Origin of the sequence: Streptomyces sp. NPDC059832 (genome assembly GCF_042731715.1) — a bacterium.
Lineage (GTDB): Bacteria > Actinomycetota > Actinomycetes > Streptomycetales > Streptomycetaceae > Streptomyces.
Genome location: NZ_JBHWIY010000005.1, coordinates 38857 through 55343, shown reverse-complemented (window position 1 = coordinate 55343; position 16487 = coordinate 38857). Strand labels below are relative to the sequence as shown.

At 71.5% G+C, this 16487-nt stretch carries 14 protein-coding genes; 5 read left to right on the top strand and 9 right to left on the bottom strand.

Going from position 1 to position 16487, the window contains the following annotated elements; genetic code table 11:
* Positions 1–71: 71 nt before the first annotated feature.
* Both ACFV8T_RS10440 and ACFV8T_RS10435 read right to left on the bottom strand, forming a co-directional pair.
* Positions 72–1916 carry an FAD/NAD(P)-binding protein gene (locus ACFV8T_RS10440; protein WP_385326327.1) on the bottom strand — a complete coding sequence of 615 codons (1845 nt, stop codon included), beginning with the start codon at positions 1914–1916 and terminating at the stop codon, positions 72–74.
* On the bottom strand, positions 1913–2779 hold the full coding sequence (locus ACFV8T_RS10435) for an amino acid ABC transporter permease (RefSeq protein WP_385326326.1): 867 nt from the start codon (positions 2777–2779) through the stop codon (positions 1913–1915). The genes ACFV8T_RS10440 and ACFV8T_RS10435 overlap by 4 nt, the downstream gene beginning before the upstream one ends.
* Before the next feature lie 462 nt (positions 2780–3241).
* On the opposite strand from ACFV8T_RS10435, the gene ACFV8T_RS10430 reads away from it, so the two are divergent.
* A complete protein-coding gene (locus ACFV8T_RS10430; protein ID WP_385326324.1) occupies positions 3242–4186 on the top strand; it encodes an ABC transporter substrate-binding protein in 945 nt (314 codons plus the stop codon).
* 78 nt (positions 4187–4264) lie between these two features.
* Here ACFV8T_RS10430 and ACFV8T_RS10425 read toward each other — a convergent pair whose 3' ends face one another.
* Positions 4265–5500, bottom strand: a complete 1236-nt coding sequence (locus ACFV8T_RS10425; protein ID WP_385326323.1) for a DUF5685 family protein — start codon at positions 5498–5500, stop codon at positions 4265–4267.
* A 308-nt stretch (positions 5501–5808) separates the two neighbouring features.
* Here ACFV8T_RS10425 and ACFV8T_RS10420 point away from each other — a divergent pair, with 308 nt between their 5' ends.
* Entirely contained in the window at positions 5809–6246 is a 438-nt protein-coding gene (locus ACFV8T_RS10420) for a cell division protein SepF (protein WP_385326321.1), read from the top strand.
* Positions 6247–6268: 22 nt separating this feature from the next.
* On the opposite strand, the gene ACFV8T_RS10415 is transcribed toward ACFV8T_RS10420, so the two are convergent.
* Together ACFV8T_RS10415 and ACFV8T_RS10410 are read right to left on the bottom strand one after the other, a co-directional pair.
* Positions 6269–7465, bottom strand: coding sequence for an acyl-CoA dehydrogenase family protein (locus ACFV8T_RS10415; protein WP_385326319.1), 1197 nt, complete (start codon positions 7463–7465; stop codon positions 6269–6271).
* Positions 7466–7538: 73 nt separating this feature from the next.
* On the bottom strand, positions 7539–9242 hold the full coding sequence (locus tag ACFV8T_RS10410; protein ID WP_385326317.1) for an MFS transporter: 1704 nt from the start codon (positions 9240–9242) through the stop codon (positions 7539–7541).
* 535 nt (positions 9243–9777) lie between these two features.
* Between ACFV8T_RS10410 and ACFV8T_RS10405 the strand changes: the two genes are divergently transcribed.
* Entirely contained in the window at positions 9778–10791 is a 1014-nt protein-coding gene (locus ACFV8T_RS10405; RefSeq protein ID WP_385326315.1) for a phosphatase PAP2 family protein, read from the top strand.
* 125 nt (positions 10792–10916) lie between these two features.
* Here the strand turns inward: ACFV8T_RS10405 and ACFV8T_RS10400 are convergent, their stop codons facing one another.
* From ACFV8T_RS10400 to ACFV8T_RS10385, 4 genes are all read right to left on the bottom strand, one after another.
* The gene (locus tag ACFV8T_RS10400; protein WP_385326314.1) at positions 10917–11132 is read right to left on the bottom strand and encodes an I78 family peptidase inhibitor; all 216 of its coding nucleotides are present in this window, start codon (positions 11130–11132) and stop codon (positions 10917–10919) included.
* 413 nt (positions 11133–11545) lie between these two features.
* The gene (locus tag ACFV8T_RS10395) at positions 11546–12505 is read right to left on the bottom strand and encodes a helix-turn-helix transcriptional regulator (protein ID WP_385326312.1); all 960 of its coding nucleotides are present in this window, start codon (positions 12503–12505) and stop codon (positions 11546–11548) included.
* 109 nt (positions 12506–12614) lie between these two features.
* The gene (locus ACFV8T_RS10390; protein WP_385326310.1) at positions 12615–13460 is read right to left on the bottom strand and encodes a transferase; all 846 of its coding nucleotides are present in this window, start codon (positions 13458–13460) and stop codon (positions 12615–12617) included.
* Complete coding sequence (locus ACFV8T_RS10385) at positions 13457–14740, bottom strand: glycosyltransferase family 4 protein (protein ID WP_385326309.1); 1284 nt, start codon at positions 14738–14740, stop codon at positions 13457–13459. The genes ACFV8T_RS10390 and ACFV8T_RS10385 overlap by 4 nt, the downstream gene beginning before the upstream one ends.
* 357 nt (positions 14741–15097) lie before the next feature.
* Here ACFV8T_RS10385 and ACFV8T_RS10380 point away from each other — a divergent pair, with 357 nt between their 5' ends.
* Both ACFV8T_RS10380 and ACFV8T_RS10375 read left to right on the top strand, forming a co-directional pair.
* The gene (locus ACFV8T_RS10380) at positions 15098–15892 is read left to right on the top strand and encodes a hypothetical protein (RefSeq protein WP_385326803.1); all 795 of its coding nucleotides are present in this window, start codon (positions 15098–15100) and stop codon (positions 15890–15892) included.
* Between the two features lie 137 nt (positions 15893–16029).
* Positions 16030–16380, top strand: coding sequence for a hypothetical protein (locus ACFV8T_RS10375; protein ID WP_385326307.1), 351 nt, complete (start codon positions 16030–16032; stop codon positions 16378–16380).
* The last annotated feature ends 107 nt before the right edge of the window (positions 16381–16487 follow it).

Below are 16487 nucleotides of genomic sequence, written 5' to 3'. Positions count from 1 at the left end.
AGGGGTCCTTGGGCTGCGGTGTACGAGGGCGGGTGGGGAGCCGTGCGCCGGGAGGGTGGACCGGGGCGCGGTCAGCCGTCGCTACAGGCGAGGTTCCGGAGGAACGTGAGCGCCGTACGGGCGGTGGCGTCGTTCTGCCGGAAGGCCGGGCCGCCGGTGCGCGGCCGGGTGAACGCTCCGCCGGCGCGGGCGGTGGTGAACGGGCCGAGCGCGAAGCGGCGCGGGTGCGGCCTGCCGTCGCGGTCCAGGATCCGGCCGCTGTCGGGGGCGACCGAGAGCAGCCCGGTGGCGGTGGCGGCGGCCCCGTCCTCGTACAGCTCCTGGAGCAGCGGGCTGCGGGTGCGCTCCAGCGTGGGGTCGGGCAGCCGGGCCTCGACCAGGGTGCGGGCCGCTATCCGCTGCCCCGGCACGGTGGCGCTGCCGGCCAGGAAGAGGCCCCGCCGCTCATCGGCCTCGACGGTCATTCGGGCGCCGAGAAAGCGGACGACGCCGGCCCGGGAGAGCGCGAGGAGCTGGTGCAGCCGGGGTCCGGGCGGGCCGGAGGCGAGATGGCTGAAGAAGCCGTGCCACCAGCCTCCGATGTCGCCGAGCCGGATCAACTGCCCGTAGGCGGACAGCAGTCCGAGGAAGACGGCGAGGTCCGGGCTGTGTGCGGGATCGTGGCGGCGTTCCAGGTCTGCGGTGATGTAGCCGCGCAGTCCTTCCTGCAGTGCGTCGTACGAGGGGTAGCGCGCCCCGTCCAGGGGGTGGTCGAGCGCTTCGAGGTCGAGCCGGTCCGCGGGGTCGGGGACGGCGGCCGCGACGAGGGTGGCCAGCTCGGGTCCTGCCGGGTCCGCGGCGGCGTACTTCTCCTCGAAGCCGGCCCAGTCGCCCGTCGTGCGCTCGGGATGGGCGGTGAAGAGCCGGTGGTAGTGGGCATGGCCGAGCTCTTTGTCGACATGTGGCCACACATCGCGCCGGAAGTCGACCGGCCGGTCCGTCCTCAGCAGCGCCTCGATCCGGTCCGGGCCGAGGAAGCGCGGCAGCGGCGGCCGTTCGCCCTCCCAGGCATAGCCGATCTTGGAGTGGTACGGGACGCCCCGGCGCGATCCGATGTGCAGCACGGGCTCCCTGCCGGACGGCACGTACTCGCCGTCCTCGTACCGTCCGCCGCGGCCCTCGGTGAGCAGCACCATCAGATCGACGAAGGCGAGCCCGAAACCCCGTACGATGACCGGCTCGCCCGCCGGCACCGCGGTCAGATCGGTGTCGGCGGTGAAGTCCGGCGGCAGGTGGACGAGTCCGTGCCGGTCCGCGAATTCGGCCAACTCGACCTGTTCCGGGTCGGGTTCGGCGTCGAGGTGGCCGATGGTGACGGCGACGGCATCGGCGAGCAGCGGTGTGTCGCGCCCCGCCAGCCAGACGCGCTGCCGGCCTTCGCGCGGCCCGGTGACACGGACGGCGCTGCCCCGGTGCCAGTGGACGGTGATGCCTTCCGGCAGGGCGGCCACGGCCTGCTCGTACACCCAGCGCAGATAGACGCTCTGCAGTCGTCTGCTCGGGAAGTCGCTGCCCTCCAACGTCTTTATCTCGTCGAGGAGTTCGGGTTCGACGTCCGCCCCGTCCGGAAGCGTCGCGCGCCCGTCCCGGATGTCCGCCGCCCAGGTGTGCAGCGCGGGCCCCGGACGGACCGGCCCCTCCTGCCGGACGGTGTCGTCGGTGAACATCGTGACGTCCTCGGCCATGGAGTTCATCCAGAGCAGCGGCGACTGGTCGTGCCGCCAGACGCGTCCGCCGCCGGGCGGGTACGGGTCGACGAGCTGGATGGCCAGCGGGCGGTTCCGGTACAGGTCGGGGGCGTTGGCGGCGATGCGCTCGATCAGGCCGGTGCCGCGCGGTCCGGCGCCTATGACGACGAGCGTCGGCGTACCGCTCATCGGGCACCCGCCGTGCCGCGCGCGTAGTGCCGCTCGACGTAGTGCTGGCCGATGCCGAGCAGCGAGGTGACCACGGCGTACCAGATGGTGGCGACCAGCAGCAGCGGGATGACCTGATAGGTGCGGTGGTAGACGAGCTGTACGGAGTAGAGCAGGTCCTGTACGGCGATGATGCTGACGATCGAGGTGCCCTTGAGGGTGCCGATCAGCATGTTCCCGGCGGGCGGGACGATGGAGCGCATCGCCTGCGGGAGGACGATCCGGCGAAACCGGCGCCAGGGTCCCAGGCCGAGCGACTGGGCGGCCTCGATCTGTCCGCGTTCGACGGAGAGGATGCCGCCGCGGACGACCTCGGCGGCGTAGGCGGCCTCGTGCAGGGTGAGCCCGATGACGGCGACCGTGACGGGGCCGAGGAGGTTCACCGTACGGACGCCGAGGATCTCCGGGTAGAGCGCGCCGATGTTGAACCAGAACAGCAGCTGGACCAGGATCGGGGTGGACCTGAACAGCCAGATGTACCCCCAACTGACCGCCTGCAGAACACGGTTGGCGGAGAGTCTGAGAACGGCGAGCAGGGTACCGAGGGCGAAGCCGAGCACCATGACCAGTGCCGTGAGCCAGAGGGTGAGGCCGAGGCCGCGCAGGACCGCGGTGGTGGTGAAGTACTCGGCGACGACGTCCCACTGGAAGGCGTCGTTGCGGATGACGGAGTTCAGCGCCAGGGCGAGCAGCGCGAGGACTGCGACGGCCGCCGCCCACTGGCCTGTTCGGCGCACCGGAACGATCCGGAGCCGGTCGCTTCCGTCGCTCTTGCCGAGCGGGGCGGGGGGAGAGTGCGGGAGGGTATCTGTCTGCGCGGACATGCGAAGGCTCCGTGGATGCAGAGATCGAACACGGGGCGTGCCTTCAGCCGAAACACAACGTGGACCGGGCCCCTCAGCGCCGGTCCGCTCCCGAGGTAAGCGCTGTTCACCACGCGTTGTCAAGCCTGTCCACACTATGAGCCGTACGTCTCACTTCAGTTGACGGGCCACCGGATGCCTGTTCCACTTGGGCCATGCATTCGCAGCAGTGGCTGGTCAAGCGCTCCCACATCGACTTCGGTCGCGTGTGGTCCTCCTCCTGTTGAGCTGACCCCCTGCGTCTCCCCGCGCCTCTGCCTCGCGCCGTGTCCGGCGCCTGAGCACTTTTCCCCGCGTGCCTTCACACACAACGCCGTTCTCCCCTCCCCTCGCTCCGCCGTCCTTCCTCGCCCCGACCGTGGGGTCGCCACGTGCTGCCCCGCCGCGTCCACTCACGGCCGACGACTCTGGAGAGCCACACCCATGCCCCGAACCCGGCACACCGCTGCCTTCGCGCTGATCACCGTCGCCGCCCTCACCCTCACCGCGTGCGGGTCCGGCGACCCGGCGTCCGCACCGGCCGGCGCCGCCGGGGACGGGGCCGCCAGGGGAAAGGTGCCGACGACCGATGTGGTCTCGTCGGTGCGCAAGGACGAGGCCGCGGCGAAACTGCTGCCCGCCGACGTCCGCGCCGCCGGGACCCTGACCATCGCCGCCAGCGTCAGCAACCCGCCGGGCGCCACCTACCTCGCGGACGGGAGGACGGTGGCCGGCACGGACATCGACTTCGCGGACGCGGTGGCCAGGAAGCTCGGGCTGAGGTTCACCCGCGAGGTGGCCTCCTTCGAGGCGATCCTGCCGGCGCTGGGCAGCGGAAAGTACGACGTGGGCACCGGGAACTTCGGGGTGACCGAGGAGCGCCGCAGAACCATCGACTTCGTCACGTACATCAATGACGGCCAGGGCTTCGCCGTCCGCGACGACAGCAAGCTGAAGAAGGTCACCGATCTCACCCGGCTCTGCGGCCTGACCGTGGGCACCGGCGCGGGCACCACCTTCGAGGTGACCCTGGAGGAGAACCGGCACCTGTGCACCGACGCGGGCCGCAAGCCGTACGACGTGAAGACGTACAACGACCAGGGCGCCACCTGGGCCTCGCTCCAGCAGGGCCGCAGCGATGTGGTGATGTCCACCATCAACGGGCTGCGGTACGCGGTGGGGCAGCAGGAGGGCGTGCGCTTCCTCAATGAGTTCAAGCGCCTCGACGTCGGCTTCGCCTTCAAGAAGGGCACCCCGCTGGCGCCCGCCTTCCAGGCCGCGGTGAACGGCCTGAAGGCGGACGGCACCTACGACCGGATCCTGAAGAAGTGGGGCATCGGCGCGTCGGCGATCAGGACCTCGCAGATCTCGCCGCCCGAGATCAAGTGATCCGGGCCGGGCGCCCGGCCATGAAGGCGGGCGCCCGGCCGCAGAGGCGAGGAGCGGCCACAGAGGCGGGCGCCCGGCTCAGCAGCTGCAGTCGCAGTCGCAGCAGTCGCATGAATCGCAACAGTCCCCGCAGTTGCTGCAGCAGTCACACGCATCGCAGGCGTCGCCGCAGTCGCACTGGTTGCAGAGTCCGTCGCGGCGCTGATGGCTCCACGGGTCGTCGAACGTGCCGCAGCACATCTGGCAGGTGCAGGCCAGTCCCGCCCACACCAGGCAGCCCATGATCAGGCCGCGCCGGTCGCGCGGCGGCTCGGGCGGGGGCTGCGGCGGACCGGCGGGACCGCCCGGACTCGGCGCGTACGGATTGCCCGGCACCGGCCCGAAGGACCCGGCCGGCCGCACGGCTGACGGGCCGCCAGTTCCGTCCAGGAGCACGCCGCCCGCCCGGTGCGAGCAAGCCGTGGTGCCGAAGGCCCGGTCCACCGACTGGCGCAGTTCGTGCGCCAGCAGCACATGGGCCAGCTTGCCGTCGGTGAACTCCGCGTCGCGCAGCGCCAGCCGTACGCCGTGCAGCGCGTCGTCGCACAGCCGTCGCGCCTCGGCGCGCGAGGTGCCGGTCGCGGTGAGCGGGTTCCAGGCACCCGACGCGGCGTCAGCTTCCTGGTCCTCCACGGCATCCAGCAGATGCGCCAGCCGCCCGAAGAGGCGGCCGGCCTCGGCGAGCGGTGCCGCGTTCTGCGGCTTGTCGGCGAGCACCGCGGTGTGGGCGAAGGCGGCCGCGGTGGCGGTCTCGGTGGGTTCGGTGACCGTGAGCAGCGGGGTGCCGGGCCCGGCGATCAGCTCGATGCCGGTCTGCCGGTCGACGGCGTCCACGAGCAGGGCGGTGTCGAAGCCGAGCTGTGCGCCGGTGCGCGCGCCGGCCCGGTCCCAGCCCGCGGCGACCCGGCGTGCGGCGGCGGCCACCGGGCGGCGCCTCAACAGGCCGTCCCCGTCCGCGACGTGGTCCCGGACCTTCGCCGAGGCCAGCACCAGGGAGACGGCGGCGGCCAGCCTGGCTCCCTCGCCGCGGGCGACCGGGGCGGTCCGCATGGCGCGCAGCGGGCAGGGCCCCGCGGTGCGCCGCCATCCGGTGGTGCGCTCGGCCTGAGCCTCCGTCAGAACAGAAACAATCAGTCCGTCATAGTTCGTTACGATCCTGGCGAATTGCCCGTGATCGGACCGAAGTGCGAGACAGAGCCCGCAGAGATGGGCCATCCACTCGGTCCTGAGCCCCTCGGACAACCGATGGGCGCAGGGCCTGACTATTCCGAACACGACGATCCCCCGAGAGTCGTTCACCTGTGCGCCCAGCTCGTGCGGCCGCGCGGCGTGCATCGTATCGAGCACCCCGTTCACCCGTACGTCCCCCATGTCACCCGTACGGCCCGGGGCATCATATTTTCTTTCTTTCAGACTCCCTATGCGGGAGAAACCCTGACGAATCGCCATATCTTCTGCACCAGTACCGTCACGAATCCCCTGCGCGCCGACTATCCACTTGGCGCACGATCCGCATCATGGACGACCATAGGGACACGAAAGAGATGCGGAACACCACGGAACCGCGGTGAGAGGAGGCGTCCATGGGATCGGTGCGCAAGGCGAGTGCCTGGCTGGGCCTCGTGGAGGACAACGACGAGCGGTACTACGACGACGAGTACGCCGAGGGCCCGCAGACCGGGGCCGGTCAGGGCTGGGTGACCGACCCCCGGGTGCAGGTCGCGTCGGAGGCCGCCGAGGAGACGGGCCGCCGGATCGCCACCGTCACCCCGGACAGTTTCCGGGACGCGCGGGCCATCGGAGAGCTCTTCCGGGACGGCGTCCCGGTGATCGTCAACCTCACGACCATGGACCCCACGGACGCGAAGCGTGTCGTGGACTTCGCCGCCGGGCTGATCTTCGGACTGCGCGGTTCGATCGAGCGCGTGGCCACCCGGGTCTTCCTGCTGACCCCGGCCGACACCCAGGTGGTCACCGAAGCCGCCGGCCGGCGGACCGACGGCTTCTTCAACCAGAGCTGAGCAGGGCGCTCGCCGGACCGGTCTACCGGAACGCGTCGAGACCGGTGAGCGCCTTGCCCAGCACCAGCTGGTGCATCTCCACGGTTCCTTCGTAGGTGAGCACCGACTCCAGATTCGTCGCGTGGCGCATCACCGGGTACTCCAGCGAGATCCCGTTGGCGCCGAGGATCGTGCGCGAGGTACGGCAGATGTCGATCGCCTCCCGCACATTGTTGAGCTTTCCGAAACTGACCTGCTCCGGGCGGAGCCTGCCCGCGTCCATCCGCCGGCCCAGATGGTGGGCGAGCAGGATGCCCTTGTGCAGCTCCACGGCCATGTCCGCGAGCTTGGCCTGGGTGAGCTGGAAGCCGCCGATCGGCCGGCCGAACTGTTCCCGGGTCCTCGCGTAGTCCACGGCCGCCTCGAAGCTGGCACGGGCCGCACCCATGGCTCCCCAGACGATGCCGTAGCGGGCATGGCTGAGACAGCTCAGCGGGCCGCGCAGTCCGGTGACGCCCGGGAGCACGGCATCGGCGGGCAGCCGCACCTCGTCGAGGACCAGCTCGCTGGTCACCGAGGCGCGCAGGGACCACTTGTGCTTGATCTCGGGCGCCGAGAAGCCGGGGGTGTCGGTCGGCACGGCGAATCCGCGGATCCCGTCGTCGGTCTGCGCCCAGACGACGGCGACCCCGGCGACCGAGCCGTTGGTGATCCACATCTTGCGGCCGGTGAGCACCCAGTCCCCGCCGTCGCGCCTGGCATGGGTGCGCATCCCGGCCGGGTCGGAGCCGTGGTCCGGCTCGGTGAGGCCGAAGCAGCCGATGATCTCGCCGGCCGCCATGCCCGGCAGCCAGCGCCCGCGCTGCTCCTCGGAGCCGAAGCGGTGGATGGCGTACATGGCGAGCGATCCCTGTACGGAGACCAGGGAGCGGATCCCCGAGTCCGCCGCTTCGAGCTCCAGGCAGGCCAGTCCGTACTGGACCGCGGTGGCGCCCGCGCAACCGTATCCCTGGAGGGACATGCCGAGCGCGCCGAGCGAACCGAGCTCACGGGCCAGCTCGCGGATGCCGGGCAGTTCGCCGCTCTCGTACCACTCGGCGATGTACGGCAGGACGCGGTCGGCGGCCCAGCCCCGGACGGCCCCGCGGATCGCGAGGTCCTCGTCGTCGAGCAGGTCGTCGATGCCGATCGGGTCGGCGGGGTCGAACGGTGGGAGCTTCGAGGACTCGGTGGTGGACATGAGTGTGCCTCCGGCGGCTCGCGCGATGCTAAAACTAGCAGTGTTAGTTATGGCGTCGCACCGACGTTACGGCTCAGTGTGCCGCCCGTCCAGAGCCGGTCGCCTCGGCGGGTCGGCGCCGGGCGGGCCGCGGCAGGGGCAGCTGCGCACGGCCCGGGGCGGGGGTCTCGTGCGCCGGGCGGTGTTCGCGCGGCTCGCTCGCGTCGGTCCGCTCGGGATCGTCGAGCGCCGGCGACGGGCAGTCCATCACCCGCGGCAGCCGCAGCGCGGCCAGCGCCCCGAGCAGCAGCAGCGCGGCGCTGACCAGCAGCGTGACATGCAGCCCCGTGATGAAGGAATGGCGCGCCGTGGAGCGCAGCACCGCGCCCAGCGGACCGCCCAGCCGGTCCGCCACCTGGTAGGCCTCGCCCAGCGAGTGGGCGGCGGCCGCGCGGGCCCCGGCCGGGACACCCGCTTCGGGAAGCTTCGAGAGCCCGGGGGTGTAGGCGGCGTTCATGACGCTGCCGAGCAGGGCGATCCCCATGCCCGCGCCCAGCTGGTACGAGGTCTCGCCGATCGCCGCCGCCCCGCCCGCGCGGTCGGCGGGGGCCTCGCTGAGCATGGATTCGTACGCCCCGAAGAGCGTGGTCTGGAGTCCGAAGCCGAGGGCGACGAAGGCCGCCGTCAGCAGCGCGGGCCGGTCGTGCTGCCCCATCGCGGTCAGGATCAGCACCGAGACCGCCGTGAGCACGAAGCCCCAGCCGACCATCCGGCGCGGACCGACGCGGCGCAGGGTGTACGAGCCGGTGGCGCCCGCGGCCATGGCGGCGAAGGTGAGCGGCAGCAGCCGCAGACCGGTCTGGAGCGGGCTCAGGCCGAGGACGAGCTGGAGGTACTGCACGGCTATGAGCTCAAGACCGACCAGGGCCAGCATGGCGAGGACGATGCATCCCACCGCGGTGGAGAAGGCGGGCCTGGCGAACATCCCGATGTCGATCAGCGGATGCGTACGCCGCTTCTGACGGCGCACGAACACGATGAGCAGGACCGCCCCGATCAGCAGCGGGGCGAGGGTGGCCGGGCTCAGCACTCCCTCACCGGTGCCCGCCCGCTTCACCCCGAGGACCACCCCGAGCACTCCGGCCGCGGCCATCAGCGCGCCCAGCACGTCCCACGGGCCGTCGTGGCTGCCGCGCGACTCGGGCAGGAGCAGCCGTCCGACCGGCAGGACCAGCGCCATCAGCGGGACGTTGATCAGGAAGACCGAGCCCCACCAGAAGTGCTCGACGAGGAAGCCGCCGATGACCGGACCGGTGGCGGCGCCCACGGCGGCGACCGCGGTCCAGACGCCGATCGCCACGGCCCGTTCGCGCCGGTCGGGAAAGACCTGCCGGAGGATCGACAGCGTCGCCGGCATGATCATCGCGCCGCCCACCCCGAGCAGGGCACGCGCCACGATGAGTACGCCGGGGCTGTCGGCCATCGCGGCGATCGCGGAGGCGACACCGAAGAGGGCGTAGCCGAGCAGCAGGATGCGGCGGCGGCCGACCCGGTCCCCGAGGGTGCCGAAGAGAATCAGCAGCGAGGCACAGACCAGCGGGTAGGCGTCGACGATCCAGAGCAGACCGACCGCGCTGGGCCGCAGGTCCTCGGTGACGGCGGGTACGGCGACGTGGAGCACGGTCGCGTCGAGTGCCACGAGCAGGAGGCTGAGGCAGAGGACGACGAGGACGACCCATCGATTGGCACCGTCGGCTGCTGAGCGCAGCCGGAGTCGGGCTGTGGTCGTCCCGGACATGCATGTACCTCCCAAAAGGTCCCTCGCGCTCGGCGGGCCAACCGGGGACGCGGCGGTTCGCCGCTCCTCATGGCCCGGCATCGACGGGCGAGTGGTCCGTCAGCGTACGCGAGTTCGGAGCCCCCACACGTGGTCCACCTCATACCCGTTCGGACCACGGGGTGTGGCGTACGCCACGCCGACCCGCCGCCCGGACCTGCGAGGACGCCCTGCACACCCGGCACAGGACGGTACTCGGCCACCCCCGCGGAGCACCCGCCGGGCCCGTGCCGAAAACGGCCGGTGACCGGACCGGCACCGTCCGTTCCGCCTCCCGGCGGGCCCGGATAAATTCATACCGGCACCTCCTGCGCTTTTCTGCCCGCATCCAAACACCCTTCCGAAATGCGTGCGAAATCAATAGCGCGAAGGCCCGCCGAGTTGCTTACGCGGATCGGGAATTAAGACTCTGCTGAGACATAGTCCACATCACATCGTCATCACAAAGAGACCGGATCGACCTGGTCTCGCACTAACTCGCTGTAACGTCGATTGGGTGCGTACCGACATCTTTGCCCGGCTGGACCGGGAGCCGGAGCCGCCGAAGATAGAGCCACCGCGGATGAGCCGTCACCGCATCGCGCTCTTCGGCGGGACGTTGGCGTTCTATCTCGCCATCGTCATTGCCGTGCTGGTCTCGTCCTGGCTGGTGGCCCTGGACTGGAAGGTCATGCTCTTCCGGCCGTATCAGCAGTGGCCGGGAATTCATGCCTTCCTCGACTACTACATCGTGCTCGGCCAGCGCGGGCCCACCGCCACCATGGTCGCCTGCTGGCTCGGCTGGCGCTCCTGGCGGCAGCACACGCTGCGGCCGCTGCTGACGCTGGGCGCGGCGCTGCTGCTGCTCAATGTGACGGTCGGCGCGGTCAAGATCGGCCTCGGGCGTCTCGGCCCGCACTACGCCACCCAGATCGGCTCCGCCGAACTCTTCGCCGGCGGCGATATATTCCCCTCCGGCCACACCGCGAACGCGGTCGTGACCTGGGGAATCCTCGCCTATCTGGCCACCACCCCACGAGCCCGGCGCTATCTCTCGGCCATGTCGGCCATCGTCTCGCTCGGCGTCGGCCTCACCACCGTCTATCTCGGTACGCACTGGCTCAGCGATGTCCTGCTGGGCTGGGCCGCGGGGCTGCTGATCATGCTGGGCCTGCCCTGGGTCGAGCCGCTGATCACCCGGGCCGAGGCATGGATCTTCGCCCAGCGCGACAACCTGCGGGGCCTCGGCCGTCCCGTTCCCTCCGTGCCCGTCGCGGCCGGAGGCCCGAGGACCACACTGCCGCCGCAGCCGGACGGCGGCGCCCCGGCACAGAGCCCGGCACTGGAGCCGGTCGTCGCGGCGGCCGGGGGCGGCACGGGCACCCGCTCGCGCGCGTACTCGTCACATCCGACGCATCTGGTGCGCTCGGAGCGGACCCCGGTCACCCCGGTCGGCAGCCGGCGCCCGCCGCACGCCGACCGCACACCGCGCGGCGGCACGAGCCCGGCCCGCCCGGTGACCGGCGGCTGAGGCTCCGGCGATCACGGGGACGGTACGCACAGCCGCTCCCGGACATGAGTGAAGGCCCCGACCGGAGTCGGGGCCTTCGCTCATGTCCGGGGGTCCGGGGCCGGGCGGCCCGGGTCGCGGGAGGCCTAGCCCAGCCAGCAGCGGGTGACGACGGCGTCGTCGACCTCGAAGTTGATCCGTCCGCTCCGGAACTCCATGGTGATGATGGCGCCCGGCGGCAGGGATCTGACGGTGGTCCAGCCATGTCTGCGGGCCCGCCGTTCGGCGGCGTCGGCGGCGAGGCCGACGTACTCACCGGGGGCGTCGTCGGGCTGGGCGGGAGGGGTCGGTATGGGTGCCATGCACCTCACCGTAGGCGGCCGCGGGCGGCGACGGAAGCCGGGGCGCCTGCCGCCGCCGGGCATCCCCACGTTCCCTGCCGGTCACGCTTGTGTCACAGGATCACGACACGCGCGCCGTATGAATCACGCCACCCGAACCCGCACCCCGGGGACCGGACACACAGTAATCACACAAGCCGGAAAACGATCACGCGGAAGGCCCGTAATCGGAGCGGAATATCCCGTGTCGAGCGGGTGGAATTCCCGCGCCGAATAACCTGCGTAAATGAGCAGGTCGCCGGGAATTCACGCTTCCTTATGGCAGCCTTATCCTCTGGTCACAATATTCGCGCCGGGGCACGGGGGTGGCCGTCGACTGCCACCGGTATAGCGGGCAACCCCGACCGCCCGTATGGCGTTGTCGCAGGCAGGGCTCACTCCAGGACCCTGGACAGCCGGTCCCTCGCCGCCCTGATCGCGTCCTGGAGCGCCGGTGGTTCGACCACCTCGAAGTCGATCCCGAGCATCATCACGTGGATGACCAGCACGTCCAGGGTGGCGGCCCCGGTGCGCAGCAGGCAGGTGTCGGCGTCGACCGCCTCCAGCACCCCGGCCGAGGGCGAGACCCGCTCGGCCGCGCGCTCGATCCCCGCCTTCAGCCGGACCACCGCCTGCGCCGGGTACACCCCCGTCGAGATCCCCTTCGAGACATAGGCGGCCAGATCCTCGGCGGGTGCGTCACGGGGGACGAACCTCGGTCCGTGCGGCGGCGTGGGGGTGATCCGGTCCGCCCGGAACGTACGCCAGTCCGCGCGGTCCAGGTCCCAGGCGACGAGATACCAGCGGCGCTCGGTGCACACCAGCCGGTGGGGTTCGACGGTCCGCCGCGAGACGGAGCCGGAGTGGTCCCGGTACTCGAAGCGCAGCCGTTCGGCGTCCCGGCAGGCCCCGGCGAGTTCGGTCAGGACACCCGCGTCGGCGACCGACGCACCGGGCCCGCGGAGCAAGGGCACCGTGAAGGTGTTCAGCGCGTTCACCCGGCGCCGGAGCCGGTCCGGCAGCACCTGTTCGAGCTTGGCCAGGGCGCGTACGGAGGTCTCTCCGATGCCTTCGACGCCGTTGCCCGCCGCGGTGCGCAGGCCGACCGCGACGGCGACGGCCTCCTCGTCGTCCAGGAGCAGTGGCGGCAACTGGGCACCGGCGCCGAGCTGATACCCGCCGCCGGTGCCGGGGCTGGCGTTGACCGGGTAGCCCAGTTCGCGCAGCTTGTCGACGTCACGCCGGACGGTCCGCGGGGTGACTCCGAGCCGATCGGCGAGATCGGCGCCGGACCAGTCGCGGTGCGCCTGGAGCAGTGAGAGCAGACGCAGCAGTCGTGCCGAGGTCTCCAACATGGGGCGAGTCTGCCAGGGGTTGCGGACAGCCCGCGTCCGCAACCCCTGGCGGGGTCCGGGGCACGCGAGCCCGGCCTGATCCGGACGAGAGGCCCAATTGCCGGTCGGCCTAAGGCGCCGGTTCCGGTTCGAGCCGTACGCAGAGGTCGTTGTCGGTGGAGTAGCAGGGGGTGGCCCGATTGCCCTCCCCCGCGCTGCGGCCCGGGTAGACGAAGATCTTCTTGCGGTCCCAGATGTCGTCGAGGATGCGGGAGATCCGTACGCCGCCGGCCGGCTCGCCCTCCGCCCCCGGGATCAGCCAGAGCGTCCACAGCTGCTGCGCGGTGACGGCCCCGCCGGCCAGCCGGTCGAGGGGGAGCGTGAAGGCGAAGCCGCCCGGCTGCCCGGTGACCGGCACCCGCAGGACCCGGCCGTCGGCTCCGGGCAGCCGCGCCTCGACACGGGCGTCGGTGCCGAGACCGGTCCCGTACAGCGTGCCCTCGACGGTCATCCCGGTCCCGTCGAAGGTCACCGGTCCGGCCTCGGCGTGCGGTGCGCGCAGCCAGCAGCGCACGGCGAGCCGGCCGTCGAGGGTCGGGTACGGGATACGGACCGCGATCCGCCCGGCCCCCGGCGCGTGGTCGACGAGCAGTCGCAGGTCCCTGATCCCGGGCTCGACGGCCACCGCCCCGTCGTCGCCCGCGCCCGGCTCCCGCAGGTAGACGTCCCAGCGGCCCTCGGCGGCTTCCGTGGTCCCCGGCAGCACCGCGCGCAGCCGGCCGTCGCGCAGCGGGCTCAGCGAAAGCCGCAAGGTCCTGCCGTCGCCGTCCGGACCCTTGGCGCCGCGCAGCCGGAGAAGCAGTTCGGGCACCTCCTCGTCCTCGCCGCGGCGGAGGTCGAGGTCGAAGGTGATCCCGCCGTCGGGTCCCACGGCGCAGTCGGCCCGCGGTGTCCTTCGTGCTGCGGAGGCGGTCATGCGGTCTTCCCCTTGCGGATCGCGGCGGCTGCCTTGTAGCGCAGGGCGTACGCCCCGTCCAGCACGGCGCCCCGGGCGCGGTGCAGCGTGGTGCCCATCGCGCCGTGCGAGCGGTCGCGCGGGCCCCGCGAGGCGAGTTCGGTGAAAAGCCGTTCATGGCGTTCGGCGATCCGCGACGGGTCGAACCGCCGCGAAGCGGCCAGCGCGGCGTGCCCCGCGCGGTGCCGCGCCGCGTCGTCCTCGATCAGTCCGAGCAGGGCGTCGGCCACCGCCGCCGTGTCACCGACGGGCACCAGCCGTCCGTCGGTGCCGTCGTCGATGATCTCGCGGGGGCCGTGCGGGCAGTCGGTGGCGACGACCGGCAGCCCGCAGCGCATCGCCTCCACGATCGTCATGCCGAAGGACTCGCGGTCCGAAGTGACCGCGGCGATCGACCCCTTGGGCCACTCGGCCTCCAGCGGATTGACCGGGCCCATCAGGAACACGTGGTTGTGCAGGCCGAGTTCGGCGACGAGCGTGAGCAGCGCCTCTCGTTCGTTCCCGGTCGCGTCACCGCCGCCGTAGATGCGCAGCCGCCAGTCCGGCCGGACCGCGACCACGTCGGCGAACGCCCGGACGAGCAGGTCGTACCGCTTGACCTTGTGCAGCCGGCCCGCGGCGATCACCCACTTGTGGTCGCCGTCGGCGGGCGCGACCGTCGGCGCGGGCACACTGTTGGGAATGGCTTCGATGCGTACGCCGGGCAGCTTGAACCCGGTCCGGTAGGCCTGGGCGTCGGCCTCGGTGACGGTGGTGATCGCGTCGAGCAGGGTGTAGCGGTGCCCGATCTCGCGGCGGAGCCGGTAGCCGTGGCTGTCGAGGGTGAGGTGTTCCTGCCCGATCAGAACCGGGCCTCGGCGGGCCTGCCTGCTGATGTGCACATTGAGCCCCGGCCGGGTCCCGACCACGACGTCGGCTTCCAGGGAACGCAGATGGCCCGCCACCCGCGCATCGCTCAGCCTGCTGTACTGCCGGTATCTGCTGTCGCCGCGCGGGAACACGGTCGCGGGGCGGGCGTATTCGGCGGCGTCGCCGTCGTATGTCGGGCTCTTCTTCCGCAGATCGACGAGGTGGCTCATGCGCACCCCTTCGGGGGCGCCCAGCGCGGGGACGTCGCGGTGCCTGAAGACCGACACGATCTCGACGTCATGGTGCCCGGCCAGCTCCCCGGCGAGATTGAACGTCGTGCGGATCGTGCCCCCGACTCCATAGGCGTTGTGGAGCAGGAAAGAAATGTGCATGAAACGCCATGTCTCCCGGTTCGGCTGGTCAGCGGCAGGCTGCACTTGGCAGGACGACGCAGGCCGGTCGACGGTTCACTCCACGTAGGGGCGAATTTCGGTCAGCCGTAAACTCACCCGCTTTCCCGCTTTGTCGATGTATCGGCGCACCGGCCCGTGATCGAGTCGACCACATCGCACCCCACCAGGTCAGGAAAAATACCCTCAAATCAGCCTCAAGGATCCCGAGATTCACCCTCTGCGCCGGTTGGTTCGATTACGTTCCCTTTCTCGCGTGACCCCGGCTGCGGCTCGCCCGTTGTCATTTCCATGAGCCGGGAACCGCCCGGCGCACGCACCGAGTTCGAGGAGCCACCCGTGCCGCGCATGCTCGACGTCAGCGAGGACGTACGCGCCGAGATCGGCGACGCCGAAGCCGACCGGCTGCTCGTCGGCGACAACGCCCCGGGCAGTTACGACTGCACTTCCTGCCGTACCCCCGGCGACTCCGAGCAGGAACGCACCAGCACGGTGCTCTTCGTCGGCGACGAGACCGCCGTCCTCGCCTTCGCCCACGCGACGTGCATCCCCTCGCAGGTGGTCCAGGTCTCCGAGGAGCAGCTGCAGGGCGCCGTACGCAGCATCACCGGCGCCGAGGGCTCCGCCAGCGGCGCGGCGCAGCCGCAGAACCTCCCCGCCGAGCAGGCCGTCCTCGGGATCACCAGCGGCCTCGTCCTGATCGACGACGAGCTCCACCCGGCCCTCGTCGTCGAGCCGACCGCGGCGATCACCCGTCCGGGCACGGACGGCAGCCGGGGCGACGAATTCCTCCAGCTCCTGCTGGAACAGGGCTTCCACCCGGTCCACCGGATGGACCAGGTGCCCGCCGTGCTGCACGGCTGGTCGATCCTGCTCGCCATGGGCCAGCTGCACGCCGTGCTCCAGCCGGGCACCGGCGGCGCACCGGTCGCCTGGTGGCAGGCGCACGCCCCGCTCCAGGTCACCGAGGGCTGGCGGACCGCGGCCAACAAGTCGCAGACCGTCCTCGTCTTCGCCGCCCCCGCCGGATCGATCGGCCAGCAGCCACGCGAGGACCTGCTGCGCGACGCTCTGGACAAGGCCGCGGCCGACGGGCTCCTGGTGGCCGCCGCGATGCCGCTGGCCGGCACCTGATCATGGGCGGCGGCCCCTCGCACCAGCGGCGAACAGCGATTTCTCCGCCGCGCCCGCATCCGACGGACACCGGGGTCGTTGGCACATACGTGCACTCATACGACTCCTCCCACCAGCGCCCGAGCCCGATTCCTGCCATGCGGCCCTCGCAGGACCCCTCGGGCGGTCAGTCCCACACCCCGATCTACGACGCGCTGTACTCCGAGTACCGCCGTTCGTTCCGGGCGCTGCCGGGTGATCGGAGCGGCGAGGAGAATCTCGGCTTCATGGCCTTCGGCACCGGGCTCTTCGGCAGCCGTCTCCCGCTGGGCGGCCATTCCGGCCACTCCGCCGGTTTCTCCACCGGTCTCGCCGTGACAGGCGGGGCCACCGGACACGTCAGCGGCACCGGCACGCACAGCGGCGGCCTCGGGTCCTGGCAGCGGGTGGGCCGGCACTCCGGGCGCACCCAGCCCGCGGCCCTGCCCCCGGGCTCGCGAGGGGCCTGACTCTGCGACAGAGCCCCGGGGGGGGGGGGGGGGGGGGAAGGGCGGGGGGGGGTTGGGCGAGGTCTGTGGGGGGGCTGTTGCGGGGGTGAGTGTCGTGGTATTTTTTC